The 25,527-nt window shown below is 67.6% G+C and carries 22 protein-coding genes; 9 read left to right on the top strand and 13 right to left on the bottom strand.

Annotation, left to right across the window (positions count from 1 at the left end):
• Window positions 1–12 precede the first annotated feature (12 nt).
• From AC3A3Q_RS05350 to AC3A3Q_RS05340, 3 genes are all read right to left on the bottom strand, one after another.
• Entirely contained in the window at window positions 13–441 is a 429-nt protein-coding gene (locus tag AC3A3Q_RS05350; protein WP_200607886.1) for a ketosteroid isomerase-related protein, read from the bottom strand.
• 160 nt (window positions 442–601) lie between these two features.
• Window positions 602–1,600, bottom strand: coding sequence for a pyridoxal-phosphate dependent enzyme (locus AC3A3Q_RS05345; RefSeq protein ID WP_487585234.1), 999 nt, complete (start codon window positions 1,598–1,600; stop codon window positions 602–604).
• A 9-nt stretch (window positions 1,601–1,609) separates the two neighbouring features.
• Window positions 1,610–2,539 (bottom strand): DMT family transporter, encoded by a 930-nt coding sequence (locus AC3A3Q_RS05340; RefSeq protein ID WP_487585233.1) that lies wholly within the window; start codon window positions 2,537–2,539, stop codon window positions 1,610–1,612.
• A 176-nt stretch (window positions 2,540–2,715) separates the two neighbouring features.
• On the opposite strand from AC3A3Q_RS05340, the gene AC3A3Q_RS05335 reads away from it, so the two are divergent.
• Window positions 2,716–3,288 carry a hypothetical protein gene (locus AC3A3Q_RS05335; RefSeq protein WP_487585232.1) on the top strand — a complete coding sequence of 191 codons (573 nt, stop codon included), beginning with the start codon at window positions 2,716–2,718 and terminating at the stop codon, window positions 3,286–3,288.
• 671 nt (window positions 3,289–3,959) lie between these two features.
• Window positions 3,960–5,849, top strand: a complete 1,890-nt coding sequence (gene mnmG, locus AC3A3Q_RS05330) for a tRNA uridine-5-carboxymethylaminomethyl(34) synthesis enzyme MnmG (RefSeq protein ID WP_487585231.1) — start codon at window positions 3,960–3,962, stop codon at window positions 5,847–5,849.
• Window positions 5,850–5,851: 2 nt separating this feature from the next.
• Here the strand turns inward: mnmG and AC3A3Q_RS05325 are convergent, their stop codons facing one another.
• A complete protein-coding gene (locus AC3A3Q_RS05325) occupies window positions 5,852–6,721 on the bottom strand; it encodes an AraC family transcriptional regulator (RefSeq protein WP_487585230.1) in 870 nt (289 codons plus the stop codon).
• 131 nt (window positions 6,722–6,852) lie between these two features.
• On the opposite strand from AC3A3Q_RS05325, the gene AC3A3Q_RS05320 reads away from it, so the two are divergent.
• The 4 genes from AC3A3Q_RS05320 (at window position 6,853) to AC3A3Q_RS05305 (ending at window position 10,247) form a co-directional block, all read left to right on the top strand.
• Window positions 6,853–7,620 carry a nuclear transport factor 2 family protein gene (locus tag AC3A3Q_RS05320; protein WP_487585229.1) on the top strand — a complete coding sequence of 256 codons (768 nt, stop codon included), beginning with the start codon at window positions 6,853–6,855 and terminating at the stop codon, window positions 7,618–7,620.
• Window positions 7,621–7,664: 44 nt separating this feature from the next.
• Window positions 7,665–8,978, top strand: a complete 1,314-nt coding sequence (locus AC3A3Q_RS05315) for a hypothetical protein (protein ID WP_487585228.1) — start codon at window positions 7,665–7,667, stop codon at window positions 8,976–8,978.
• Window positions 8,975–9,406: a GFA family protein gene (locus AC3A3Q_RS05310; protein ID WP_487585227.1), complete on the top strand. Its 432-nt coding sequence runs from the start codon at window positions 8,975–8,977 to the stop codon at window positions 9,404–9,406. The genes AC3A3Q_RS05315 and AC3A3Q_RS05310 overlap by 4 nt, the downstream gene beginning before the upstream one ends.
• 154 nt (window positions 9,407–9,560) lie before the next feature.
• The gene (locus tag AC3A3Q_RS05305) at window positions 9,561–10,247 is read left to right on the top strand and encodes a class I SAM-dependent methyltransferase (protein WP_487585226.1); all 687 of its coding nucleotides are present in this window, start codon (window positions 9,561–9,563) and stop codon (window positions 10,245–10,247) included.
• Here AC3A3Q_RS05305 and AC3A3Q_RS05300 read toward each other — a convergent pair.
• The 5 genes from AC3A3Q_RS05300 to AC3A3Q_RS05280 are packed head-to-tail and all read right to left on the bottom strand — an operon-like array spanning window position 10,199 to window position 16,240.
• The gene (locus AC3A3Q_RS05300) at window positions 10,199–11,461 is read right to left on the bottom strand and encodes a TetR/AcrR family transcriptional regulator C-terminal domain-containing protein (RefSeq protein ID WP_487585225.1); all 1,263 of its coding nucleotides are present in this window, start codon (window positions 11,459–11,461) and stop codon (window positions 10,199–10,201) included. The two genes, AC3A3Q_RS05305 and AC3A3Q_RS05300, sit on opposite strands and share 49 nt — an antisense overlap.
• Window positions 11,433–12,086 (bottom strand): TetR/AcrR family transcriptional regulator C-terminal domain-containing protein, encoded by a 654-nt coding sequence (locus AC3A3Q_RS05295; RefSeq protein WP_487585224.1) that lies wholly within the window; start codon window positions 12,084–12,086, stop codon window positions 11,433–11,435. The genes AC3A3Q_RS05300 and AC3A3Q_RS05295 overlap by 29 nt, the downstream gene beginning before the upstream one ends.
• A 29-nt stretch (window positions 12,087–12,115) precedes the next feature.
• Window positions 12,116–13,156, bottom strand: coding sequence for an HlyD family secretion protein (locus tag AC3A3Q_RS05290; RefSeq protein WP_487585223.1), 1,041 nt, complete (start codon window positions 13,154–13,156; stop codon window positions 12,116–12,118).
• Between the two features lie 4 nt (window positions 13,157–13,160).
• Complete coding sequence (locus tag AC3A3Q_RS05285; protein WP_487585222.1) at window positions 13,161–14,744, bottom strand: MFS transporter; 1,584 nt, start codon at window positions 14,742–14,744, stop codon at window positions 13,161–13,163.
• Between the two features lie 11 nt (window positions 14,745–14,755).
• On the bottom strand, window positions 14,756–16,240 hold the full coding sequence (locus AC3A3Q_RS05280; RefSeq protein ID WP_487585221.1) for an efflux transporter outer membrane subunit: 1,485 nt from the start codon (window positions 16,238–16,240) through the stop codon (window positions 14,756–14,758).
• A gap of 208 nt (window positions 16,241–16,448) precedes the next feature.
• On the opposite strand from AC3A3Q_RS05280, the gene AC3A3Q_RS05275 reads away from it, so the two are divergent.
• Both AC3A3Q_RS05275 and AC3A3Q_RS05270 read left to right on the top strand, forming a co-directional pair.
• Window positions 16,449–17,117 (top strand): TetR/AcrR family transcriptional regulator, encoded by a 669-nt coding sequence (locus AC3A3Q_RS05275; protein WP_487585220.1) that lies wholly within the window; start codon window positions 16,449–16,451, stop codon window positions 17,115–17,117.
• Between the two features lie 139 nt (window positions 17,118–17,256).
• Window positions 17,257–17,904, top strand: coding sequence for an alternative oxidase (locus tag AC3A3Q_RS05270; protein WP_487585219.1), 648 nt, complete (start codon window positions 17,257–17,259; stop codon window positions 17,902–17,904).
• Window positions 17,905–17,922: 18 nt separating this feature from the next.
• Here AC3A3Q_RS05270 and AC3A3Q_RS05265 read toward each other — a convergent pair whose 3' ends face one another.
• A complete protein-coding gene (locus AC3A3Q_RS05265) occupies window positions 17,923–18,477 on the bottom strand; it encodes a DUF2058 domain-containing protein (protein WP_487585218.1) in 555 nt (184 codons plus the stop codon).
• Between AC3A3Q_RS05265 and AC3A3Q_RS05260 the strand changes: the two genes are divergently transcribed.
• Window positions 18,476–19,042: a M48 metallopeptidase family protein gene (locus tag AC3A3Q_RS05260; protein ID WP_487585217.1), complete on the top strand. Its 567-nt coding sequence runs from the start codon at window positions 18,476–18,478 to the stop codon at window positions 19,040–19,042. The genes AC3A3Q_RS05265 and AC3A3Q_RS05260 overlap by 2 nt on opposite strands.
• A 256-nt stretch (window positions 19,043–19,298) precedes the next feature.
• Here AC3A3Q_RS05260 and AC3A3Q_RS05255 read toward each other — a convergent pair whose 3' ends face one another.
• The 3 genes from AC3A3Q_RS05255 to AC3A3Q_RS05245 are packed head-to-tail and all read right to left on the bottom strand — an operon-like array spanning window position 19,299 to window position 25,494.
• Complete coding sequence (locus AC3A3Q_RS05255) at window positions 19,299–19,811, bottom strand: GNAT family N-acetyltransferase (RefSeq protein ID WP_487585216.1); 513 nt, start codon at window positions 19,809–19,811, stop codon at window positions 19,299–19,301.
• Between the two features lie 6 nt (window positions 19,812–19,817).
• Window positions 19,818–23,699: a translocation/assembly module TamB domain-containing protein gene (locus AC3A3Q_RS05250; RefSeq protein ID WP_487585215.1), complete on the bottom strand. Its 3,882-nt coding sequence runs from the start codon at window positions 23,697–23,699 to the stop codon at window positions 19,818–19,820.
• Between the two features lie 7 nt (window positions 23,700–23,706).
• A complete protein-coding gene (locus tag AC3A3Q_RS05245; protein WP_487585214.1) occupies window positions 23,707–25,494 on the bottom strand; it encodes an autotransporter assembly complex protein TamA in 1,788 nt (595 codons plus the stop codon).
• Between the last annotated feature and the right edge of the window lie 33 nt (window positions 25,495–25,527).

Here is a 25,527-nt window from a genome sequence, read left to right as displayed (position 1 = left end):
CCTGGTGACGCTTCAGCCGCCGACCTGGGCGATCCAGTCTTCGAGGTTGTAGTAATTGCTCACGCGCTGGATGCGTCCGTCGTTGACCTCGAAGAACGCGCCGCCGGGCAACACGTACTTCTGCCCGCGCGCTTCTGGCAGGCCGGTGTCGCTGACCACGTACTCGCCATGGACGATGTACTCGGCCGCGGCACGCGCTCCATCGGGGGACACCATCACCACGATGTCGTGCAACTGTTCGCGATAGCTGCGGGCCATGCGCTGCAGGAACGCAGCGAAGGCCTCGTGGCCGATCTCGCGCGGGCCCTGGTTGAGGTCGTGGATGATGCCCTCGCCAAGCAGGGCCAGCATCGCGTCCCAATCGCCACGGTTGAACGCCGCGTAGTACGCCAGGATCAGCTCCGTGGCGCGGTCGTGACTGCGGGTTCCGTCGATCTTCATCATCGCGTGTCCTTGCGGCGGGGGTGGCCGGCATGGCGACGCCGGCGAAGGGCCGGCATGGGGATAATAGCGGCGCAGCGGGTGGTCGCGAACGTGACCGGTGCCGCCAACCCTCATGGCGACCGGCGTTAGCGTTAACGCTATTCCGGCATCGGCGCCGTCAGCCGCGCGCGAACAGCTCCGGCAGTGCGTCTGGATCGACGTTGCCGCCCGACAGCACGATGCCGACGCGCTGGCCGGCAAACAGGTCCTTGCGTGTCAGCACCGCCGCCAGCGCGACCGCCGAGGACGGCTCGACGATCTGCTTGGTGCGCTGCCAGAGCAGGCGCATCGCCGCGATGGTGTCGCGGTCGTCGACCTTGAGGACCTCGGCGCGGTGCTGGTGGAGCATGACGAAGTTGGGATCGCCCAGGGTGCCGCGCAGGCCGTCGCAGACGGTATCGGGAGTGAATTCGGTGACGCGCTCGCCGCGCTGCATCGATGCCCAGGTCTCGGCCGCGCCGCTGGGCTCGGCCAGGAACAGCTTCGTGCGTGGCGACAACGCGGCCACGCTCAGCGCCGTGCCCGCGGCCAGGCCGCCACCGCCGACCGGCACGATCAGCGCATCGAATGCGGTGTCGTTGGCCAGAAGCTCCATCGCCGCGGTGCCCTGGCCGGCGATCACGCGGAAATCGGTATACGGGTGCACCAGCTCGGCGCCGGTGTCGGCCTGGACCTGGGCGCACTTGGCTTCGCGCGCGGCAATGGTGGCCGCGCAGCGGTGCAGCACCGCGCCGTAGGCCTCGATGGCTGCGACCTTGGCGGCGACGGCGCCTTCGGGAACCACCACATGGCAGGCCACGCCACGCGTGCGCGCAGCCAGGGCGAGGGCGGCGCCGTGATTGCCCGAGGAATGCGTGACCACGCCACGTGCGGCCTCGTCCGGCGTCAGCGACCAGATCGCATTGCACGCACCGCGGAACTTGAAGGCACCGGCGCGTTGCAGGTGCTCGGCCTTGAAGTGCAGCTCGCAACCGGCCAGGGCATCCAGGCTGTGCGCGCGCAGTACCGGGGTGACGTGGGCATGGGGCGCGATGCGCGCCGCAGCGGCCAGGACCGCGTCGAAATCAGGCAGGGTGGCGGCGCGGGTGGCGGGCTGGGCAGGGGCGGCGTTTGTCATGCGCCGATGCTAGCGCGCCGCAGGCCGGTTGAGCAGGCTCACCGCGGCCGAGCCTGCCACCACCAAAGCCGCGCCGATCCAGCCCAGAGTGGTGATCCGTTCCGGTGCCAGCCACTGCGGCCACAGCGCATGCACGGCGGTGGCTGCCGCTATGCACAGCAGGGGCGTGGTGGCGAGGATCGCCGACACGCGCGATGCCTCCCAGTGCGCCAGTGCCTCGGCGAACGCGCCATACGCGCCGATGGTGTTGAACGCGCAGTACAGCAGCATTGCCCAGTGCACCGCGTCCAGTTGCAGCAGTGCCGCCGGATGCGCGAACGGCAGCAGCGCGACGCTGGCGAAGGCGTAGATGAAAAGCAGCACCTGCATCGAACCCAGGCGCAGCAGCAGCTGCTTCTGCAGCAGCGCGTACACCGCCCAGACGATCGCGCCGACGATCACCAGCGCCGATCCGAGCACGTAACCCGGCGCCCGTGCGCTGGCCGCCAGCTGGTCGGCGAAGAACAGCACCATGCCGGTCACCAGCAGGGCCAGGCCCAACCATTGCGCGGCGCGGAACTGCTCGCCGAACACCCACACGCCGCCCAGTGTCATCAGCAGCGGTGCCAGCTGGATCAGCAACTGGGCGTTCGCCGGCGTGGTGTGCTGCACGCCGAGCAGATAGAAGACGTAGTTGCCGACCAGCATCAGCGCCGCCAGCGCCAGCATCGCGCTGCCGCGGCGACCCAGCCGGGCGTAGCCGCCGAGCTTGCCGCGCGCGCCGAGCCAGGCTCCGGTCACGACCGCCGCCACGAGGAAGCGGAACCAGGTCAGGGTGATCGGGTCGAGGACCTCCAGGACCAGCTTCAGCGCGACCGGCAGCGTCGCCCAGCACAGCGCGGTGACCAGAGTGAGGAGCAGCCCAAGCCGCCATTGGCCGGACGCACGGTGCAGGGTCATCGACGCTCTCGGGGGGTGGAAACAAAGCGTGGCATGCTGGCACCGGTGCCCGGATAGGGCAATGCGCGGTCTTCTTGCAGCTCCGTTAACCCGCAGCAGGGAAGAGCCGGAAAAATTAAGGCCGAGTTCAATTCCGCGGCCTGATGCTGACGGCCTGACCCGGGGGGTTCCGCATCATGATCCGCAAACTACTGATACCTGCACTCGCCGCGACGCTGCTGGCGGGTTGCATCACCGACTACGGCTATCGCGGTTACGGTGGCTCGGGCGATTACTACTACGGCCGACCCAGCGTCGAGTACCGCTATTACGGTGGCTACGGCGGCGGCTATGGCGGTTACTACGGCGGCTGGGGCGGGTATTACCCGTACGCCTATCCGTATCGCTACGGCTATGGCTATCCCTATCGCTATGCCTACCCGTACCGCCATGGCTACGGCCCGTACGGCTACCCGGGCTACCGGGCGCCGTACTACAACTACCCGCGCTACCGCGGTCACGGCGGCGGCCATGGTTACGGCAACGGCTACTACAACAACGGCAACCACCCGAACCGCCCCGGCTGGAGCGGCCAGGGTCCGAGGCCGCAGCCGGGCGTGCAGCCGGGTCCGCGACCGGGCGGTCGCCCCGGTTCGGCGGTTCGACCGACCGACCCGAATGCGAGCAACGAGCCGCGTCAGGCGCCCCGCAACGACGCCCCGCGCCGTCCGTCGTCAGGTCGTGAGCGCGCACCGCGACACGAGCCCTGATGGGGTTGCGCAAGCTGGCCGCAATTCACATTTTTCCGCTTGCGTCGCGGCTCGACTGACGGCAATCTGCGCCTATTGACCGATTACGTCGCTTTTGGACGTAAACAGCAAAGCAGCCCAGCTTCCATGTCGGCGCCCGGCGAGGAACCACGGATCCCCCCTGTTCCGTCCCCGTCGGGCGTCGGCGCCCATTCCGGCCCCCGCGCGCCACGCGCAGAGGCGCAAGAACGTCCCTCCGACCCCGCCCAGGCGGGGTCGCGACGTTTGAGAGGACAAGTTCCAGGAATGCGTCGAACGCGGCCTGGACAACCCAACAGAATCGGCAGCCCCCTTAGTAAGGGGGCGCGGCGGCAGGCGCAGGGATTGGAGGCTCAGCCCCGGGGCCCAAGGTTTGCAAAGCAAACGTTGGGTTTTTTGCAGGCGCAGCCAAAAAAAAGGGGGCCGAACGTCCCCCGACATTCGGCCCCCCGGCTTCCCCCGCGAGCGCTTGGCCAGCCCCTGTTCCAAATCCGGCCGGCGATGAGCGCCTGCCCCGCTGGGTGCAATAAGTACAAAGCAGGAACCGTGCCAACTTTCACGCGGCATTCAGACTGACCGGCAGGGCAAACCGTGGTGGCCTAAAATTCGCCAGCGGTGCGAACCCGATGCGCCGGCAAGATCCCCAGGACCCGATGAGCCAGAACTTCTACCAGTACGACGTGATCGTGATCGGCGGCGGCCATGCCGGCACCGAAGCGGCGCTTGCGTCTGCCCGCGCCGGCGCACGCACGCTGCTGCTGACGCACTCGGTGGAGACCGTCGGTGCGATGAGCTGCAACCCGGCCATCGGCGGCATCGGCAAGGGCCACCTGGTCAAGGAAATCGATGCACTGGGCGGCATCATGGCGCGCGCCGCCGATGCGGCCGGCATCCAGTGGCGCCGGCTCAACGCGAGCAAGGGCCCGGCCGTGCGCGCGACCCGCTGCCAGGCCGATCGCGCGCTGTATCGCAGCTTCATCCGTCGGGCGGTCGAGAACCAGCCGAACCTGACCCTGTTCCAGGCCGCGGTCGACGACATCGTCTTCGCCGACGGCCGCGTCGCCGGTGCCATCACCCAGACCGGGCTGCGCTTCGAAGCCCCCGCCGTGGTGCTGACCGCGGGCACCTTCCTCGCCGGCAAGGTCCACGTCGGCCAGACCACGTATGCCGCCGGCCGTGCCGGCGATCCGCCCGCCGTCGCCCTGGCCGCGCGCCTGCGCGAAGGCCCGTTCGTGGTTGACCGCCTCAAGACCGGCACGCCGCCGCGCATCGATGGCCGCACGCTCGACTACTCGGTGATGGAAGAGCAGCCCGGCGACGATCCGCGCCCGGTGATGTCCTTCATGGGCAGCCACGCCGACCATCCGCGCCAGGTCTCGTGCTGGATCACCCACACCAGCGAGCAGACCCACGAGATCATCCGCGGCGCGCTCGACCGCTCGCCGCTGTACACCGGCCAGATCGAAGGCATCGGCCCGCGCTACTGCCCCTCGATCGAGGACAAGGTGGTGCGCTTCGCCGAGAAGCCCAGCCATCAGATCTTCGTCGAGCCTGAAGGCCTGGACGTCGCCGAGATCTACCCCAACGGCATCTCCACCTCGCTGCCGTTCGACGTGCAGCTGGCGCTGGTGCGTTCGATCCGAGGTTTCGAGAACGCGCACATCACCCGTCCGGGCTACGCGATCGAGTACGACTTCTTCGACCCGCGCGGCCTGAAGTCGACGCTGGAGACCAAGGCGATGTCGGGCCTGTTCTTCGCCGGCCAGATCAACGGCACCACCGGCTACGAGGAAGCCGCCGCGCAGGGCCTGCTCGCCGGCGTCAACGCCGCGCGCTTCACCAAGGGCCTGGAGGGCTGGTCGCCGCGCCGCGACGAGGCCTACCTCGGCGTGCTCGTCGACGACCTGATCACCCACGGCACCAGCGAGCCGTATCGCATGTTCACCTCGCGCGCCGAGTACCGCCTGCAGCTGCGCGAGGACAATGCCGACGCGCGACTGACGCCGGTCGGTCGCGAACTGGGCCTGGTCGACGACGCCCGTTTCGCCCGCTTCGACGCCAAGCGCGAAGCCGTCGCGCGCGAAAATACTCGCCTTGGAGCCGTCTGGGCCGCGCCGGGCAATGCACTGGGTCGCGAGGCCATGGCCGTGCTCGGCATCGAGATCAGCCGCGAGACAAGCGCGCTGGACCTGCTCAAGCGTCCGGAACTCGACTACGCCAAGCTGATGCAGGTGCCGTCGCTTGGTCCGGCGGTGGAAGACCCGGCGGTGTCCGAGCAGGTCGAGATCGGCGTCAAGTACGCCGGTTACCTCGATCGCCAGCGTGAGGAAATCGAGCGCCAGCAGCGCCACGAAACCACGGCGATTCCGCACGACTTCGATTACGCCGGCGTGCGCGGCCTTTCGGCCGAAGTTCAGGGCAAGCTCGAGCGCGTGCGTCCGCAGACCATCGGCCAGGCACAGCGCATCCCCGGCATGACGCCGGCGGCGATCTCGCTGCTGCTGGTGCACCTGACCCGCGCGCGACGCTCCCGCGTCGCCTGAGCTCAGGACGAATGCTGGCGCCGGAACTCTCCCGGCGCGCAGCCGGCGTCGCGTTTGAAGAACTTGATGAAGTTGGCCGCCTCGTCGAAGCCGAGCTGCTCGGCGATCGTGGTTATCGGCAGCGCGGTCTGCGCGAGCAGGCGCTTGGCTTCCAGGTTGATGCGCGCGGCGATGAATGCCTTGGCCTGCACTCCGGCGACGTCCAGCGTCGTGCGCGTCAGGCTGCGTTCCGAACACCCGAGCGCCTTGGCGTAGGCGGCGACCTGGTGTTGGTGGGCGAAGTTCGCCTCCAGCATCTGCTGGAAGCGGCGAAACCGTTGCAGGCTCGCCACCGAAGCGCCCGACTGTGATTCCTGCCGGCCGTGGCTCAGGTGCAGCCGCAGCAACAGCGAGTACAACTGGTGGCGCAGCAACGGATGAAGCTCGCCGGAGGGCCAGCCCGACACCGAGTCCGCGTGCATGCGGGTGATGGTGTCGAGCACCGCGCGGTGCTCGTCGCCTTCCAGCGTCATGTGACTTGGCAGTGACTGCAGGCCGGCGTGCGCCTTGAGTTCGTCGACCCGCACCGTGGTCTGCAACGGCGCCAGGAACTCGGGACGAAAGATCACCACCCAGCCGTTCCAGTTGGCCTGCATGTTGAAGTGCAGCGCCTGCTCCGGCCGCAGCGCCAGCAACGAACCGGGCCGGCACGGGATCGAGGTGAAATCCACCGTGTAATCGAAGCGCCCGTCGGTCACGCAGATCAGCATGTGGAAATCGATGCGTTGCGTGACACGAAAGTGAGCGTCATCGACGCGGCCGCGCAAGTCAGCCACCGTGAAAACCTCCACGTCCAGCCCGTACTCGTCAGGCGGCTGGTACGCGACTCGCATGATGCTGCCGCCTTGCCGTTTCCGCATCTCAGGATGTCCGAAATTCACAGCTGGCTGTCGTCCATTGACCTGTGAATCATAGGCCCGCTGCGGAAAATGACCACCAACCGCATCGAACGAGAAACGCGACCATGAGCATGTCCCCCAAGGCGCAGGTAGCGCTGCTTCTGAAGAGCATAGAAACCGGTGATGCCCACCCGGTCGGCTATATCCATCCCAGTCGCTACGTGCAGCACAACCTGGCCGTCGGCGACGGCCTGGCCGGATTCGGCGAACTGCTCCAGCAACTTCCCGAGGGCAGCGCCCGGGTGAACACGGTGCGCGTGTTCCAGGACGGCGACTTCGTCTTCGCCCACACCGACTACGATTTCTTCGGGCCGAAGATCGGCTTCGACATCTTCCGCTTCGACGAGGGCAAGATCGTCGAACACTGGGACAACCTGCAGGACAAGCCCGACACGCCCAACCCCAGCGGCCACAGCATGACCGACGGCACGCTGCTGGTAGTCGACCTGGAACAGACCGCGACGAACAAGGCGCTGGTGCGCTCGTTCCTCGACGACATCCTCGTCCATGGGCGGATGGAACGGCTGGCGGGCTACTTCGACGGCGACCGCTACATCCAGCACAACCCGCATATCGCCAACGGACTGTCGGCGCTCGGCAGCGCCCTCTATGCGATGGCCCAGCAGGGCAGGGCGATGAAGTACGAGCGCGTCCACCGCGTTCTCGGCGAAGGCAACTTCATTCTCTCCGTCAGCGAGGGCCAGATGGGCAGCCAGCACGTCGCCTTCTATGACCTGTGGCGCATCGAGAACGGCAAGATCGCCGAGCACTGGGACACCATCGAAGCGATCCCGCCGCGTGAGCAGTGGAAGAACGGCAACGGCAAGTTCTGACGGCAGGCATCCCATCGCCTCGCCCGGCGCGCTAGGCTTGCGCGATGAAGCGAGCCCCTGTCAAACCCGCCCTGATCCTCCCGCTGCTGCTGCTGCTGCCGGTCGCCTGCGACCGCTCAGCGCCGACCACCGCCGCGCCCGCCCAAACCGAGGCGGCCACGGCGACGCAAACCGCGCCAGCCGTGGCTACCCAGGCAATGGCCGAGGCGTGGTCACTGCCGGCGGGCCAGGGCCTGGCCGCGCAGCCCGATCTCGTGCGCGCGCCGGACGGTTCGCTCCTGCTGTCCTGGATCGAGACCGAAGGCGAAGGGCACGCACTCAAGTTCGCCCGCTACGGCAATGGCGCGTGGAGCGAAGTGAAGCAGATCGCGCGCGGCAACGACTGGTTCGTCAACTGGGCCGACACGCCGCACCTTGCGGTGACGCCGGATGGCGCGTTGTGGGCGCACTGGCTGAAGAAGTCGGCCAAGGCGCCGTACGCGTACGACGTCGCGCTGGTCCGCTCGGGCGATGAAGGCCGCACCTGGTCGCAGCCGGTGCTGGTCAACGATGACGGCACGCCGACCGAACACGGTTTCGTGTCGCTGTGGCCGGCAGCGCGCGATCGCCTCGGTATCGCCTGGCTCGACGGTCGCGACAGCGGCGGCGGCCATGGCCACGGCGGTCACGAAGGCCACGGCGGCGGCGCCATGACGTTGCGCGCCTCGCTGTTCGACGCGTCGCTCAAGCGCGAGGGCGAACGCGAGATCGACACGATGACCTGCGATTGCTGCCAGACCGATGTGGCCCTCGGTGGCCGCGGACCGTTGCTGGTCTACCGCGATCGCACGCCGGACGAGATCCGCGACATCGCCATCACCCGCCTGCAGGGCGACGCCTGGACACCGGCGCACGCGGTCCACGCCGATGGCTGGAAGATGCCTGCCTGCCCGGTCAACGGCCCTGCCGTCGCCGCCGACGGCGATGCCGCGCTCGTGGCCTGGTACACCGCGGCCGGCGACATGCCCGCGCTGAAGCTGGCGCGCAGCAACGATGCCGGCGACACCTTCGCCGCGCCGCTGACAGTCGACAAGGGCATGCCGGTGCAGGGCCGGGTCGACCTCGCGCTCGATGCGGACGGTGCCTGGATGCTGTGGATGCGCGAGGAGGCCGGCGTGCAATCGTTGCATCTCGCACGCTACACACCAGACCTCGCACGCGAACAGCAACGCGTCGAAGTCGCGCGCCTGCAAGGTCGCGGACGGGCTACCGGTTTCGCCCAGCTCGCGCTCGGCGAAGACGGTGCCTACGTGGTCTGGACCGATGTCGTCGACGGCAAGCCGCGCCTGCAGGGCCAGCACTACCGGCTGGCGCCGTGACCGCGTCCGTCGTCCATGCCAGTTGCCATTGCCGCAACCTGGTCATGCAGGCGACGCTGACCCGACCCGCGCATGACTACGCGCCGCGCGCCTGCGATTGCGACTTCTGCCGCAAGCACGGCGCGGCCTGGCTGACCGATCCGGCGGGAAGCCTGATCCTGCAGCAGCGGGGCGGCGACGCCGCCGTGCACTACCGGCAGGGTTCCGACCAGGCCGAGTTCATCGTCTGCTCGCAATGCGGCGTGCTGGTGATGGCGACCTACTGGAGCGAGGACCGCCTGTTCGCCGCCCTCAACGTGCGCGCAATCGACGGGCCATCGGACTTCGCGCCAGAGCAGGTTGCTCAACCGCGATTGCTGAGCGCGCAGGACAAGCCGCTGCGCTGGCAGCAACTGTGGTTCGCCGACGTGCGGATCGAGGTCGTGTAGACGCCGCCACGGTCCCGGCTCGCAAGCCTGTGGGGTGTAGGATGTTTCTCAAGCACGCGCCGTGACCCGCGCGTCTGCTCTGCCGCTCGGCGCCCGCACGCCTCGCTCCCATTCATGTGAGTCCACCTGCCTCTTCACGAGGCCGGGAGCGCCAGTGCCAGGCTATACCACCCGGAATCAGGTCGTCCCCATCGGCGGGCACGATTACCGTCTGCGCGTTCTCAGCGACAAACAGCAGTTCTCCGACCCCGACGGCCATGGCGAGCGGCTGGGCATCTCGTCCGCGCAATGGAGCCTGTTCGGCCAGATATGGCCGGCCGGACGCCTGCTCGCGCAGGCCATGCACCGCTTCGACGTTGCCGGCAAGCGCGTGCTCGAACTCGGTTGCGGCATCGGACTGGCCAGCCTGGTGCTGCAAGGCCGTGGCGCCAATGTGGTTGCTTCCGACATGCATCCGCTGGCCGAGTCGTTCCTGGCGTACAACGCAGCGCTCAACGCGCTGCCGGCGCTGCACTATCGCCATATGCGATGGGACGTGCCGCTGCCGACGCTGGGGCACTTCGACCTGATCATCGCCAGCGATGTGCTGTACGAACTCGATCACGCCCTGCTGCTGTCCAGCGTCGTCGAACGGCATGCGCAGCCGACGGCCGAAGTGGTGGTCACCGACCCCGGCCGTGGCCACAGCACGCGTTTCACTCGTCTGCTGGCGGCGCAGGGATTCGCGCTGATCGAAGAGCGCTGTCCGATGGACGACGAGGACCTGCCTCCGTTCCGCGGCCGGTTGCTGCACTACTCGCGCACCAAGGCCGCGCCGCTCGTGGACGACCTGTCCGCGTAACCCGTCGCTTTCCAAACCTCGTGGATGCGCGAGGAGGCCTGCTCCCATGGCAGGCCGGTGCAGTCCGAATAGCCACGCCAGACGCCTTCTGCCCAACCGGCCACTTGCTGCCAGTCGTCGCCATTGATGATCTCGCGCGCGGATTCGCCGATCTCGCGGATCAGTCCGGCTGCGCTCAGCGCCTGCAGCGGGGATATCTCCCGGACGCAGTGGCCGTCGCCTCCATCGCCGATTGCCGGTCGCGCTCCGTGCAGGAAGACAGAGACGACCGAGCGCACGTGGTCGCCGATCTCGCTGGCCCCCGGCGCTCCGCGCAAGCCGAACACGATCTCCAGGTAAAGATTGCCGCGCAGCATCGCCATGAACTGCAGCGCGGCGACATGGCAGTCGTCGACGTCGATTTCGCCGCGGTGCCTGGCATCCTCCAGCGCTTCGCGGACGCGGCCGATCGCGCGCCCGGGACCGAGCGCCCAGAACATCTCCGCCGCGTCCTTGAACCGGGTCGAATCCGAGACCGCGACCTTGTACAGACCGGTCGCCGATGCCGAGGTCATGGCCGTCATCACGCCGATGCCCAGTGCCAGCAACGTCGCGTCGAGCGACTCGTCCCGGCGTCTGGCGATCGCCCTGAGCATCGTGTTGACGGTCGCGTTCGCCACGAACTGGAAATGCTTCCTGAGCAAGGCCGACGCATCGACGCGGCGTGTGTCGGGCTCGCGCAGCAGCCGCCGGTAAAGGCCGTTGGGCGTCCATGTCCGGTACGAACGGCCGAGCAGGTAGGCCATCTGCACGCTGCAGTTCGACCACCCGCGCATCTGGCTGCCGCGGCCCGGAATCGATTCACGTACCTGCAGGATGTCGCCCACCGCTGCCCAGCGCAGGAACTTGGTTGCTTCATCGACGGTAAGCACGTTCACCATCATCCGTGTCCACCATGGCTCGACCAGCAGCCAGGTGCCGTCGCCCACCTCGCGCAATGCGAATACATGCTTGTGCCGTGCATCGGCAAAGCGGTGCCACCACTGCCGGCGCAGCCCCGGGACGAAGCAGATCAGCCAGGTAGCGGCCTTGATCGTGACCGGGGAACCATTACCGTCGACCTCGATTGCCAGCTCTTCAGGCACGCCTTCACCCAGCAACAGATCAGGGAACTGCGCAATCCGCGCGACGGGGTCGTGGCCCGGCTCAAGCGACCTGGGAAACAACGTACTCATTCCTCGCCTCCGATTGAAGGCCGGCGCAGAACAGCGCGATGGTCCGCTCGACTTCGTCCTGTGGCGACATGGCAGCGACGGTGCGCGGCGCGATCTCGGCAAGGCTCCACCGCGCCCGCAGCAGCGCCATCAGGTGGCTTGCCAGGCGGTGGCTGTCGCCGCTCAGGGCGATGCCGGTCGCCTGTGCGGCCCGGAAGAACCGCGCAAGCTCATCCTTCACCAGTCCCGGGCCGTGCCTGTAGGCGTCGCGACCGACACTGGCGTCCCTGATCACGCCTGTGAGCGCGATCCGGTACAGCCGCTGCAATTGCAATCCCGAATGCTCGTCCGTCATCCGGTTGCCGAACTCGCGCAGGCTCGCGCGGAACTCCTCTTCGTTACGGCAATAGCCCAGTGGCTGCAGCATCGTCCTGGCGACCTTCTCCATCAGGGCGACGAGCAGGGCGCTGGTGCTTCCGAACCGGGCGATGACCTCTTGCTGGCTGGTACTGCTTGCGGCGATGACGCTCTCGATGTTGGTCGGATCGCCATCCACGTTCCGGATGGCTTCGGCGAGGTCTTGCAGGATCGCGTCTCGACGTGCGCCGGATGACTTGCGCGGGGTAATGCTCATGGTTGCTTTCATGCTTGTGTTGGTTGCGAACGGCTGTGCGTCTAGTCCTGCTTGCCCACGAGGATCATCGGCGTGACCGACATCCCCACCCTCAGCATCGCCGCCGCCGGCTGGCCGCGATCAATGCTGATGCGAACGGGAAGTCGTTGCACGATCTTGGTGAAGTTGCCGGTGGCGTTGTGCGGCGCAACGGCGGAGTAGCTGGCACCACTGGCCGGGCCCAGGCTCTCCACTCTGCCTTTCAGGATCTGGTCCGGCAGTGCATCGACTTCGATGTCGACCCTGTGCCCGGGTCGCACGCGCGCCAGCTGGGTTTCGCGGAAGTTCGCGGCGACATAGACCGCATCGAGCGGCACGATCGCCAGCAGTGGCTTGCCGGCATTGACGAAGGCGCCAACGCGCACGGACTTCTGCCCGATCGTGCCGCCGACCGGCGCACGGATACGGGTATAGGAGAGCTTGAGCTCCGCCGAAGCCTGGCCGGACAACGCCTGCGAGTACGCCGCCCGGGCCTTTTCGAGATCCGCCTTGAGGATGCCTACCTGCTCGCGTGCGGACTGCAGCCCCGCGCGATTCTTCTCTTCGGCCGCCAGCTGGATGCCCAATTGCGCTTCGGCTTGCTGCAGCGCCTGCACGGTGCCCGAGCCGTCGGCAGCCAGATTGCTGTAACGCGCGCGATTGGTGCGCGCCAGCTTCAGCGAGGCGTTGTCCGCATCCAGCGCCGCCTGCGCCTGGCGAATCGCCGTTTCCTGCTGCACCAGGCGGGCTTCCAGGCCGGTAATGGTGGCCTTTGCGCCAAGGACCTGGGCCCCGGCTGCGTTGACGGCAACGATGAAGTCGCTGTCCTCGATCGTGGCGAGCAGGTCGCCGGCCTTCACGACCTGGTTGTCCTTGATCAGGACGGCATCGACGGTTCCCGATACCTGTGGCGCCACGGTCGTGAAGTCGGCCTGTACGTAGGCATCGTCGGTGGACTGGGTCGATGCACCGGACTCGTGGCGGTTGAGGAGGATCACTCCGCCGACGGCCACTGCGAGCAGCAGTGCGGCAACGGTGATCCTTGCTGTCTTCGGCAAGGCCATGGGGTTATCCGTGTGAAAGGGATGCAACGGGAGGTTCGGCAGGCACGGGCGAAGCGGGCAATGGCGCGCTCATCGCGGGCGCGGGGATATGGGTCAGGCGCAGGACGAGCGGAATCATCAGCAGTGCCAGCACGCCGAGCACGCGATAGGCATCGGCGGTCGACAGCACCAGCGACTGCTGCGCGATCATCGGCATCAGTTGCGATGGCTCCGGCGCCTGAGGCAGCGAGTTGCCGACCAGCGCCGCATGGTCGAGCAGCATCTCGGCGTGGAAGCGGGCGCGAACGGTGGTGAGCTGCGCCACCACTGCCACGCCCAGCATCGAGCCGAACGCGCGCAGCGCATTGATCGTGCCCGAGATGAAGGGGCCTTCCGCCGGCTGGACCACGCTGGTGATCAGGAACAGCATCGACACCACCGCCATGGGCTGGCCCAAGGCCTGCAAGGTCTGCGCAACCACGAACTGCTTCCAGTTCCAGTCGGCGTCCAGTTGCGCGGCAGCGAGGCAGGCCAGTGCGATCAGGGCCAGCCCGGAGGCGAACACAAAACGTGCATCGACCCACTTCCGGTAAAGCAGCCGTGCGACCAGCGATCCCAGCACCAGCTGCGGCAGGGCCACGATCAGCCCGATCGGCGCGGTCTGCATGGCGCGGTAGTTCTGGATCTGCCCCAGGTAGTTGGTCGGCAGCAGCGATCCCGACAGCAGCACCACGAGCAGCAGCACGAACAGGATGCAGCCCAGCGCCAGGTTGCGCCGTCCGAGGATCTGCAGCTTGAGGAACGGTGCCGGGTGGTACCACTCCGTCAGCAGGTAGGCGAACAACAGCACCAGGCCCGCCAGCAGCGCGAAGCTGATCAAGGGCGAGTTGAACCAGTCCAGCCGCACGCCCTGGTCGAGTGCGATCGTGATCAGCCCCAGCGCGGGCACACCGATGGCCATGCCGGGCCAGTTGGCCTGGCGGAATCGCGGCGTCTGGATCGGTTCGACCGGTAGCCCGCGGCTCACCAGCAACGCAGCGATGAGCGCCAAGGGCAGGATCTGCCAGTACACCCAGCGCCAATCCGAAACGGCGTCCGTCCATTGCCCGGCCAGCCAGATCGCAAGATTCGGCGCAAAGGTCGCCGTCATCGCGTAGAGCGCCAGCCCATGCAGGCGAATGTGCGGCGGCAGGAACTTCAGCGCCGCCATCATCAGGATCGGAATCAACGTGCCACTGCTGATGCCTTGCACGAAGCGCAGGCCGATCAGCAGATCAAGGTTCTCGACGAAGGGCAGCAGCAACGCCAGCACGGCGCAGGTGCCCACCATCCACAGGTGCATGCGACGAACGGAAAGCGTGATGGCGAACCATGCCGCGAACGGCATCGCGATGAGTTCGCCGGCGGTGTAGGCGGTGGATACCCAGGACGCATCGTCCAGGCCGAAGCCCAGCGCGCCGCGTACGTCCGCCAGTGCCAGCGCGCCGACGCGGTTGTTCAGTCCCGCCATCATTGCGGCGATGAAGATGCCGAGCAGTGCGCCGATCTGACGCGGCGACGGCCTGCCCGCGGCGGCCTGCGCGACCGGGACCAGCGGCGATGCTGGCAACGCCGCGCAGGTCACTGTCCGGATCCGATCGGAGCCGAGGCGAGTTCGACGTCGTCCGGATTCCAGCCACCGCCCAGCGACTTGTAGAGGTTCACCAGCGTGAGCGCGGCGCCGGTCATGCTGGCATTGAGGCTGGTCTGGCTCGCCAGCACGTTGCGCTGCGCGGTCAGCACGCTCAGGTAGTCGGCGGCGCCTTCGCGATATCCCCGCTCGGCGACGCGCAACGCTTCGGAACTCTGCTCGAACGCGATGAGCAGCTCGGCGTGCTGTCGCTGTTGCGCGGCCCAGGCATCGAGGGCGTTGTCCACTTCGTGCCAGGCGCGCAGCACGGTCTGCCGGTAGGCGAGGGCGGAGAATTTCTGCCGCGCCTGGTTCAACTCCAGGCGGCGCGTCAGCCTGCCGCCCTGGAAGATCGGCAGGAACACCGTCGGGCCGACGGAGAAGAATCGCGAATCCCAACTGTCGAGATCCCCGCTTTCGAATGCTTCCACGCCGATCCGGCCCTTCAGGCCGATGCGCGGATAGAAGTCGGCCCTGGCCACGCCGATCGCGGCGGTGGCGGCGTGCAACTTGGCTTCGGCGCGCAGGATGTCGGGTCGTCGGCGCGCCAGTTCCGAGGAGACGCCCACCGGCACATTGACCGGCAGCGAAGGCAGCGGCATCGCTTCGCGCAGTTCCGCATCCAGCGTGCGGGGCGGCGCGCCCAGCAGCAGCGCAAGCGCATTCATCTGGGCGTTGCGGCGCTGCGCCAGCTCGGGCACCAGGGCATTGACCGTCGCCAGCTGCGCGCGAGCGGAAGAGGTTTCAAAGCGCGTGGCGACGCCATTGCGCTCCCGGCTTTCGGCCAGGCTGAGCGTGCGTTCGCCGATGGCCTTGTTCTGTTCGGCAATGTCCAGTTGCGCCTGCAGTCCGCGCAACTGCAGGTACGCCCTGGCGACCTCGGCAGACAGGGCCACGCGCGTGGCCTCGCGTTCGTACATCGCGGCATCCAGGCTTGCGCGCGCACCTTCGCGGACGCGGCGGGCGCGTCCCCACAGATCGATTTCCCAGCTGGCGTCGAAGCCAAGCTGCCAGAAATCGCTCGGCGTGGAAGGCGCACCCAGCGCGGCGAACTTGCCGTGTTCGCTCAGGGCCTCGCGCGAGTAGCTGGCGCCGGCACTCACGCTGGGCAGCAGCGCCGAGGAGGCAATGCCGAGCTGCGCGCGGCTTTGCTCGATGCGCGCAGCGGCGGTGAGCAGATCGGGATTGGAGGCCAGCGCACGCGCTTGCAGGTCCGACAGCAATGCGTCGTTGAACAGCGTCCACCACTGCACGGGGACGCCGGAAGCGGTCGGCTGCGCCACGTCGACGTGTTCGATCCGGGGTGTCAGCACGGCGTCCCGGAGGCCGTCGTCGGGCCTGACGAAGTCCGGGCCCACCATGCAGCCGGGCAGGAGCACGGCCAGGCAAAGGGCCGCGCCGGCGCGATGTGGGCGTCGGGACGGTGACGGGGTCATGGCGCGATTCCTCTGGCTCGGTCCGCCGCCAGCGCCGCACAGCAGGGTCCCTGGAGAAACGGGAGCGGGGGATTCGCTCCTGCCTGGGGAGGGGGAATCGCCATGAAGCACCTGTGGCGGCGGTCGCGGTGGCTGTGTGGTACCGGGTAGTACCATTGCGATTAAAGGTAATGGACAGTACCGTAGGTGTCAAGAACCGGAGGTCCCCATGCCCAATCTCCCGCCCGACGCCGCCGACCAGACCGCTCCCCGTCGGCCGCGCCGCAGCTCCGACGAGCTGCGCAACCAGATACTCGAGGCCGCGAGCGAGCTGTTCCTGCGCGATGGCTATGCCAACACCAGCATCGACGCGGTGATCGAGAAGGTCGGCGGCTCCAAGCGCGCGATCTACAGCCACTTCGGCGGCAAGGACGACCTGTTCGCGGCGATGGTGACCAACCTGTCCGAATCGGCGCTGCAGGCGATACCCGACGCCGACGAGGACGTCGGCAACGACGTGCGCGCGTCGCTGATCCGTTTCGCCCGTGCCGTGATGCAGGTGCTGATGGACCCCAGGACCGTCGCGGTTTACCGGCTGGTCGTGTCCGAGAGTGCGCGAATGCCGGGCCTGGCCAACGCCTTCCTGAAGAACGGTTCGGGCCGTGCGGCGTCTGGCCTGGCGCGGTTGCTGGAGCGCTACGCGCAGGCCGGAGTGGTCACGCTCGCCAGTCCGGCGCAAGCGGCAGAGCATTTCATCGGCATGCTTCGCGACGACTCGCACCTCGAAGTCGTGCTGGGCGTGCGCCCGCCGCTGGCGGAGCACGAGTGGAGTCCACGCGTGATCCAGGCCGTGGACATCTTTCTGGATGGAGCGCGCACGACGCGCAAGGCGTCATGAGCGCTCCACGTCATAGGCACTGTCGATTGGTGCCCGCAGCTCAACAGCGCATGTCCACGGGCATGGCTGGTCGCCAATGACCGCGTCACCTAGATTCCCTTGCCATCGGCCGGAACATCCTCCGGTCCGGAGATTCCCGATGAACGCTGGATCCACCCATCCGGTCGATCTGCACCACCCCGTGAGCACCCTGTCGGACCGTGTCGCCTACGGAACGACGCGCTTCCTGCGCTTCTTCGCCGACACCCTGTTCGCCAAGCGCTACGGCAACCGCGCGATCGTGCTGGAGACGGTCGCCGCCGTGCCGGGCATGGTCGGTGGCGCATTCCTGCACCTGCGCTGCCTGCGCTGGATGCGCGACGACAAGGGCTGGATCCGCACCTTGCTGGACGAAGCCGACAACGAACGCATGCACCTGATGACGTTCATGGAGATCGCGAAGCCGAGCTGGTTCGAACGCATGATGGTGCTGATCGCGCAGGCGCTGTTCTTCACCTTCTACCTGCTGCTCTACATCGTCTCTTCGCGAACTGCCCACCGCCTGGTCGGCTACTTCGAGGAAGAGGCGGTGGTGAGCTACACGCGCTACCTGGAAGAGATCGACGCCGGTCGCATCGACAACGTGCCGGCGCCGGCGATCGCGATCGAGTACTGGAAGTTGCCGGCCGATGCGCGACTGCGCGAGGTCGTCATCGCGGTCCGCGACGACGAAGCCGGCCACCGCGACGTCAATCACGCCATCGCCGGCCAGCAGGGGCGTCCGGTGCCAATTACCGAACCACTGTAAGGCGGCCGGAGAGCGCGACTACCAGATCAGGTCGTCAGGCACCTGGAACTGCGCGTAGTACGCATCGTCCTCGGACGATGCGGCGGCAGGTTCGGCGCCGGTGTCCTGGCCGTGGTCGAGCACGATCATGGCGGCGTCGCGTTCACGCACCTTGTCGGCGGCCTCGCGCGGCAACAACTCGAAGCGATCGTCCACGCGGGCGATCACAAGTGCGCCGAGGGACAGCTTTTTCCTCAGGTCCGCATTCAGCAGCAGCGTGCGAATGGCGCCGTCCACGGTGAAGCGGTACTCGCTCTCGCCCGACCGCGGGACTTTCCTGTCCTCGATGATCTGTCGCGCCTGGGCGCGAAGTTCGGCGACGCGCAGCTGCGCCTTGCGCTCTGCCGCCAGCGCTCGGTCACGCTCGACCTTCTCGGCCCGTGCGCGCTCGGCTTCCAGCTGGATCTCGCCGGGGCCGGACGGTGCCTTGGCATGGCGGGCCTTGTTCTGCTCGCGCGCGACCTCGGCCACCTTGGACTTCTTGACCAGTCCCGCCTTGAGCAGTTGTTCCTGAAGGGGATTCGCCTTCGCCATGTCGCTGTTTCGTGCCTGGGGATTTCGGGCCCATCATACCCTCCGACCCCTTCGCACCCGCCCCGTACCGATGGAACCGCTGAAGTACCTCGCTGGCTATCCGCCACACGTCCAGGAGCGGGTGCGCGAGCTGATCGAGCAGGATCGTCTGGGCGCGATGCTCGCCGGAAAGTACGGCCAGGCCCACGCCGTGCGCAGCGACGGACAGCTGTATGAATACGTGCAGGCGCTCAAGGACCGGCACATGCGCAAGGCGGTGCCGCTGGGCAAGGTGGTCTACGACAGCAAGCTGCAAGTGATGAAGCATGCGCTGGGCACCCATACCGCGATCTCCAGGGTGCATGGCGGCAAGCTCAAGGCCAGCCGCGAGATCCGCATCGCCACGGTGTTCCGCGATGCGCCGGCCGAGTTCCTGAAGATGATCGTCGTGCATGAACTCGCGCACATGAAGGAGGCCGACCACAACAAGGCCTTCTACCAGCTGTGCACGCACATGGAGCCGGACTACCACCAGCTGGAGTTCGATCTGCGGTTGTTCCTGACGCATCTCGATGCGGGCAGGTGAACCTCCGCGGCGCCGGCGAAGTGAGATGGACATCACGCTCGGCGGGCGTGCCGACTTCCCTCGTCCTTATGAGAATAAGTCTCGCCTGCCTACCGAAGGACACAATCCTTGGGTACAACGTGCGCAGGAATTCGCAGGTCAGGGGGATCGGAAATGGAGCGTCGATTCAAACGGGTAACGCTTTCGGTTCTGTGGAGCGGTTGCCTGATCGCCGGGCTGGTCAAACTGCTGGCGAACTAGCCGCGATCGCTGTTCGTCACGCTTCCAGCGAATACAGCTTCAACCGTTCTGCATCCGCACCCAGCTGCACCATCTCGCGAAAGCTCAATCCGATCCGCTCCAGCACCTTGATCGAAGCATCGTTGCCGGGCGACACGATCGCCAGCAACTGGGGCATCGCCAGCGTCCGCAGCGCGTGGTCGCGCACCGCCGTGCAAGCCTCCACCGCATAACCGTGTCCCCAATGCCGCGGCAGGAACGCATAGCCGATGTCGGCAGCCGGCAGCGTGTCACGCCGGATCAGGCCGCAGGTGCCGAGCGGAATGCCGGACTCTTTGAGCTCCACCAGCCACAGGCCGTAGCCGTTGCGTGCGTAGCTGTCGCCAGGACCGGTGCGGATGTAATTCAGCGCGCTGTCGAGATCGCTCACGCCGCGGTCGCCGATGTTCTCCAGGAACGACGGATCGGTCAGCAGTTCGAGGATGAAGGGCGCGTCGAACTCATTGAGCTCGCGCAGGTTGAGCCGTTGCGTCTGCAGGATCACCGTCATGCGTACCTACTTCTCCTTGCGCCAGTTCAACGACGCGCGGTTCTCCAGCGTGCTCGATTCGATCTGCACGTCGAAGCCCTTGCGCAACAGGTATTTCAGCATCACCACCTGGCCGGTGCCGAGCAGCGAGACGCCGTAGCCGACATACAGGCGCGGTGAAATGTTCTTGCCTATGCCCAGCACGCTGCCGCCGAGTGCGCGGCTGTCGCTGACGCCGGCATCATCGAGGCCGAGCTTGGCGCCGAGCTGCGAGGCGATCAGGCTGCCGCCGGCCGACAGCGCCGCGCTGGCGGCATTGAGCTGCTTGCTTTCGTCGGTGCTGGCGCTGGCCAGCGGGCGGCCGAGCGTCAGGTAGGCAAGCGCCTCGGACTGCGAACTGGCCGGATCCGACCAGACGTTGGCGGTCGGCGCACTGGCGCGGCCGCGGATGTCGACGCCGGCGGTGACATCGCCGACGACGCGCTCGGCGCGGATGTTGAGGATCGGGTCGGCGACCGGGCCGTTCGACCAGGACAATTCGCCGCGGGTGATGTCGAGCTCCTGCCCGTAGGCCTTGTACCGGCCCTGCACCCTCAGCTGGCCGCTGGCGGTCATCTCGCGGCCGGGATGCGAGCGCACGCGCATCTTGCCGCCCAGGCTGCCGTCCAGGCCGAAGCCGTTGAGGCGCACGTCGTCGCCCAGCGCCAGGGTCAGGTCGAGCTCCAGCGGGGTGGCGCCGGTGTTTTCCGGGTCCTCCGGATCGAGCACGACGACATCGGGCGATGCCGACACGCCCTGGTCGAGCCGCTCCAGATCGATCTTGGCCGACGGCACGGTCACAGTGCCGGTGACCTGCAGCGGCTGCCCGGCGGCGTAGCGCACCTGGATGTCGGGGCTGGCCACGGCATGCAGGTCGCGCGTGTCCGACACCAGCACGTTCTGCCCGCGCAATGTCAGCGCCAGCGGCGCATCCATGTTCTGCCAGTTGAGCGAACCGTCGACGTTGAGGATGCCTTCGCCCGAACGCACCTGGCCATCGATGCGTGCACTGCCATCGGGCAGGGCATTGAGGCGGATGTCGCCGTCCTCCAGCACGATCGCCAGCGAAGGCAATTCAGTGGTGAACTGCGAAAGTCGTGCCTGGCCGCCCAGCTGCGGACGCGCACGCGTGCCGGCCAGGGTGATGCGTGCATCGAGACGGCCCTTGGGCTCGACGATGTCCGGCGAGAACAGCTCCATCCACACCAGCTCGTCGGTGTTGACCGACACCTCGCCGGCGATCGGCGCGAAGTCGTCCCAGCCGGTCGTGATGCGCGCATCGATGTGGCCGCCGCTGTTGAACGCGGTGCTCAGCTCGGCGTTGATGCGCCTGGGGTCGAAGGTCGCATTGAGGACCAGGTTGTCGTAGCTGAGCATCTCGCGGCGCGCGCGCTCGCTGTTCTTGAGGCCGCCACCGGCCGAGCGCAGGTTGAACTGGCCGCGCCATGCGTTGCCGACCGGGCGCAGCTGGCCGTCGAGCGAGATCTCGCCACGCAGCAGCCAAGGGCGGCGCTCCTCGCGCTCGGGCAGGTAGGGCACCAGCAGGCTCAGCGGCAGGCCCTGGCCGCGCAGGTCGAGGCCGCGACGTGGCCAGTCGGCGCTGGCGCACAGCGAGCCGCCGCCACTGGAGGCGAAGCAGCTGTTGCTCAATGCACCGTTGCGGCCATCCCAGCGGAAGCGCGCGGCCTGCTGCAGGCGCCAGGATGCGCCCTTGGCCGGCGCCAGCTGGAAGCTGGCCAGTGCGCCTTCCCACGTCGCGCCGCGCTTGTTCGCATTGCCCGACAACTCGAGCGTGCCAATGTCGCCGCGCGCCTGCGCCTGCAGTTGCAACGCCTCGACGGCGCCGCGTGCATCGACCGTCAGCGAGGACACCGGCACGCCGACGTCGAGACCACTGGCGCGCACCGCGATCGCGCCGTTGCCGCGCTGCCACGGCAGCCGGCCTTTCGCGCTCAGCGAATCGGCGCGGTAGTCGCCGTACTTGAGGCCGCTGCCGGTGAGGTCTGCGACTACGTCCGGTGCGGTGCGCGGACCACTTAGCTTGAGCGTGCCGCGCAGCGTGCCGGCGCTGTCGGGCAGCAGGTCGCTCAGTACCAGCGGCGAGAACTTCGCGTCGACGTCGAGGTTGCCGGCGACCTTGCCCTTGGCATCGATGCGGCTGCCGCCGAGCGACAGCGCCACGTCGCCCTCGTAGGCGGTCTCGCCGCCGGCCGTGCCGGCGCCGTGCATGGCGAAGCGGCCCTGTCCCTTCAGCGGGCGGTTGCGCAGGCGGCCGCCGAGATTGGTCGCGTCGACACCGATCTCGAGACCGCCGTCGTCACGCGTGGCGCCCTTGGTCGCCAGCTGGCCGTTGATCGAGCCCTTCCAGTCCGGTGCGAAATAGCCTGGATCGAAACCGGCAAGGCGCGCATTGATGTCCCAGCCGAGCGCAGGTGCCCACGCCACGCTGCCGCTGCCATCGAGGCTGCCGCTGGGCATCGTCGCCTTGAGCGTCTTGAGCTGCATGCGCTCGTCGTTGCCGCGGCCGTCGAACTGCACCAGCGCCTTCTCGCCATCGCGACTGAGCGTGGCATTGCCGATCGCTGCCCAGGCCTTGAGCGTGCCGGCGAAACCGAGGTCGGCATCGGCACCGATCATCGGCGATGCTTCCACCGCGCCGCCGGCCGTCTGCGCCGTGGTCTTCTCGCCGCCCCACTTCAGCTCGCGGGCATTTACCGCGAAGCGGAAGCTGGCGTTCTCCGGATCCTTGAAATCAGCATGGCCACGCAGCGTCACCGCACCGTCGAACACGCGCAGTGCGAGCGGTTGCACGTCGAGCACCTGGTTCTCCAGGCGCACCTTCGACGGCAGCACGGTTGCGACCAGGTCGCCCTGGCGGAACTCGCCGCGCAGGTTGGCGTTGCCACCCACGCCGTCGGCGCTGAAGCTGCCGATCAGCAGCTGGTCCTCGTCGCTCTTCTCGGCGGCCGTCACCAGGCCCAGGTCGAGGCCTTCGGCGTCGACGACCACGTTCCAGTGCGGGTCGTCCTTGCCATGCAGCACCAGGCTCGCATGCAGCGGCGCGGGCACGTGGCCGGCGATGGCGACGTTCATGCGCGACAGGTCGCCGCGCGCGACCAGGCCGATGCGCGCCGGCGTGCGGCCTTCAGCGGCGGCCAGCAGGCCGCTTGCGGTCAGGTTGGTGCGGTAGTCCTCGCGCGGCACGTAGTCGCCGTTGAGGTTGAAGCGGCCGTAGTTGCTGTCGAGATACAGGCGCTCCACATGCAGCTTGCCCTGCTGCGCATCGAGGCCGGTGCGCAACGTGCGGATGTCGATCAGCTCCTCGCCTTCCTGGGTGACAACGAAGCGATCGACGCGCACGTCGTCGGCCTGCAGCTCCAGCGGTGGCGCGATCTCCGGCAGAACTTCCGGCCAGCGCGGCAGCTCGAACGGCTCGTCGCTCCTGGGCAGCTCCAGGCGGGCATTCTCGATCTGCAGCGCGTCCAGGCGCAGGCGCTTGCGGATCAACGGCCGGATCGCCGGATCCAGGTGCACGCGATCGGCGGTGAACACGATGCGGTCGTAGGTGAAGCGCACGCCGTTCATGGTCAGCGGGCCCGACAGCGGGCCGTCGACCGAGCGCCACGAAAGCGCCGCGTTCTCCGGCAGTCGCGACACGATCTGCGCGAGCAACAGGTCGCGCCCGCCGATCGTGGTCAGCAGCCAGTAGACGAACGCGGCCAGCGCCAAGGTCAGCACGCCGGCCAGCAGGCTCGCACGGATCGCCAGCCAGCGCAGGCGGGCGCGGCGGCGCTGGCGCAGCTCGGCGATGCGCTCCTCGTGCGGGTCGGGGGGCGTCTGGTTATTGCCTTGCGGTGTCTGTTCGCTCATGACCACCTCACCAGTCCGCGCCGATGTTGAGGTAGATCTCGTACTGCGAGTCCGGGTCCTTCAGGCCGTGGGCGATGTCGAACCGCACCGGACCCACCGGTGATTTCCAGCGCACGCCGAAGCCTACGCCTGTGTGGATGTCGGGCGTGTCGTCGAAGGCATCGCCGGCATCGACGAAGCCGGCCGCGCCCCAGGTGTCGTTGAAGTAATGCTCGAACTCGACCGAGCCGGTGAGCACGTTCTTGGCGCCCAGCGCGTACTTCTTGCCGTCGCTGCCGATGGTCGAAGGGCCGACTTCGCGGTAGGCGTAACCGCGGATGCTGCGGTCGCCGCCGGCGAAGAAGCGCAGGCTCGGTGGCATGTCCACCAGCGCGTTGGTGAACGTGCCGCCGGCTTCGCCACGCACGATCAGGCGATTGTTCGCGCCCATGCCGTGGTACCAGCGGGCCACGCCCCAGGTCTGCAGGAAGTTGGCATCGGAACCGACGCCTTCCAGGCCACCGCGCACCTCCAGGGTGATGCCGATTGCCTTGCGCGGGAAGATGCGGTCGTCGGCATCGATGTAGTCCCCGCGCAGCGACGGATACAGGAACGTGGCGTTGCGGTACTGCACCGGCGTGTTGACGTCGCCATCGTCGTCGGCGACATAGGCCCAGCGCTCGCGCAGTGCATGGATCGAGGCAATGGCATTGAGGCGTCGGCTGATCTGGCCGCTGCGGCTGGCGACCAGTTCGACCTTGCGCGTGTCGATGTAATCGCTCTGCTCGTCGTAGTACTGGGCACTGAAGGTGTACCAGCCGTCGAGCCAGGCAAAAGCGGGAATGCGGTACTGCACCGTCGCGGTCTTGCGCGTTTCTGTCCAGTCGATCTGGCCCAGCGCCTTGTGGCCGCGATCGTTGACGTAACGGCGCTCCATGCCCAGCCGCACACCGGCACCGCTGTCGGTGCCGTAGCTGACACCGGCGGTGTAGACGGTGCGCTTGGCGGGCGTGAGGGTCACGGCGACCGGCACCTGGTTGTCGACGGCCTTCTCGGGATCGGGCTCGATCTCGATGGAGGAGAAGTAGTCCAGTCGCGCCAGCGACTCGCGGAAGCGGTCGAGCTTGCCCTGGTGGTAGTAGCTGCCCTGTTCCCAGTACACCAGCTTGTCGAGCAGGCTGTTGCGGATGATCGTCTGCGGCGTCTGCACGAAGGTGATCGGGCCCATGTCGTAGCGGCCGCCGCTGGTCCAGACCAGGTCGATGTCGGCGGCGTGCTGCGCACGCGTGACCTCGACCCTGCGCGAGGTGAAGTCGGCATCGAAGTAACCGCGCTCGGCCAGGCGCCGGGTGATCTTGGTCTTGCTGGCTTCGTACAGCGCGTGGTCGAAGATGTCGCCGGCCTGCGGGCGGAACGCCGCCAGGTCTTCCTTCAGGTATCTGTCTTCGCTGCCATCGCCGATGATGGCGATGTCGGCGCGGCGCACGCGCACCGGCTCCTCGAGGGCGACAGTGACTATCACCTTGGTGTTGTCGCCGCTGCCTTCGCGGGTGACTTCGATCTTCGGCGAGTAGTAGCCGAACGGCTCCAGCGCCTCGCGCGTCTCGTCATCGGCCTCGCGCACCAGGTAGCCCAGGCGGCGTCCGGACAGGTCTTTGCCGATCGCCTGCACCAGCGACAGGGCGCCACGCACGTTCAGCGTTTCCACTTCGCCCAGGCCACGGATATCGACAGCCGTGACCTTCGCCGCCTGGGCGGTCCCGGCTGCGGCGATCGTCAACACGGCGGTGGCCAACAGACGGTACGTGGGGCGCATCAATGCAGGATAACCGGGCTTCATCCGTCAGCC

This window comes from Lysobacter sp. Soil_C_59, assembly GCF_057656415.1.
Note: the sequence above shows the minus strand (reverse complement) of the source record. Positions and strands in the feature narration are given on the sequence as shown.

Coding starts and splice junctions, on each gene's coding strand:
- AC3A3Q_RS05325 (WP_487585230.1), bottom strand. CDS start 6,721: ATGCGAGTCGCGTACCAGCCGCCTGACGAGTACGGGCTGGACGTGGAG.
- AC3A3Q_RS05340 (WP_487585233.1), bottom strand. CDS start 2,539: ATGACCCTGCACCGTGCGTCCGGCCAATGGCGGCTTGGGCTGCTCCTC.
- AC3A3Q_RS05280 (WP_487585221.1), bottom strand. CDS start 16,240: ATGACCCCGTCACCGTCCCGACGCCCACATCGCGCCGGCGCGGCCCTT.
- AC3A3Q_RS05295 (WP_487585224.1), bottom strand. CDS start 12,086: ATGAAAGCAACCATGAGCATTACCCCGCGCAAGTCATCCGGCGCACGT.
- AC3A3Q_RS05315 (WP_487585228.1), top strand. CDS start 7,665: ATGAAGCGAGCCCCTGTCAAACCCGCCCTGATCCTCCCGCTGCTGCTG.
- AC3A3Q_RS05350 (WP_200607886.1), bottom strand. CDS start 441: ATGAAGATCGACGGAACCCGCAGTCACGACCGCGCCACGGAGCTGATC.
- AC3A3Q_RS05290 (WP_487585223.1), bottom strand. CDS start 13,156: ATGGCCTTGCCGAAGACAGCAAGGATCACCGTTGCCGCACTGCTGCTC.
- AC3A3Q_RS05320 (WP_487585229.1), top strand. CDS start 6,853: ATGAGCATGTCCCCCAAGGCGCAGGTAGCGCTGCTTCTGAAGAGCATA.
- AC3A3Q_RS05270 (WP_487585219.1), top strand. CDS start 17,257: ATGAACGCTGGATCCACCCATCCGGTCGATCTGCACCACCCCGTGAGC.
- AC3A3Q_RS05245 (WP_487585214.1), bottom strand. CDS start 25,494: ATGCGCCCCACGTACCGTCTGTTGGCCACCGCCGTGTTGACGATCGCC.
- AC3A3Q_RS05345 (WP_487585234.1), bottom strand. CDS start 1,600: ATGACAAACGCCGCCCCTGCCCAGCCCGCCACCCGCGCCGCCACCCTG.
- AC3A3Q_RS05335 (WP_487585232.1), top strand. CDS start 2,716: ATGATCCGCAAACTACTGATACCTGCACTCGCCGCGACGCTGCTGGCG.
- mnmG (WP_487585231.1), top strand. CDS start 3,960: ATGAGCCAGAACTTCTACCAGTACGACGTGATCGTGATCGGCGGCGGC.
- AC3A3Q_RS05255 (WP_487585216.1), bottom strand. CDS start 19,811: ATGACGGTGATCCTGCAGACGCAACGGCTCAACCTGCGCGAGCTCAAT.
- AC3A3Q_RS05300 (WP_487585225.1), bottom strand. CDS start 11,461: ATGAGTACGTTGTTTCCCAGGTCGCTTGAGCCGGGCCACGACCCCGTC.
- AC3A3Q_RS05260 (WP_487585217.1), top strand. CDS start 18,476: ATGTCGCTGTTTCGTGCCTGGGGATTTCGGGCCCATCATACCCTCCGA.
- AC3A3Q_RS05250 (WP_487585215.1), bottom strand. CDS start 23,699: ATGAGCGAACAGACACCGCAAGGCAATAACCAGACGCCCCCCGACCCG.
- AC3A3Q_RS05275 (WP_487585220.1), top strand. CDS start 16,449: ATGCCCAATCTCCCGCCCGACGCCGCCGACCAGACCGCTCCCCGTCGG.
- AC3A3Q_RS05265 (WP_487585218.1), bottom strand. CDS start 18,477: ATGGCGAAGGCGAATCCCCTTCAGGAACAACTGCTCAAGGCGGGACTG.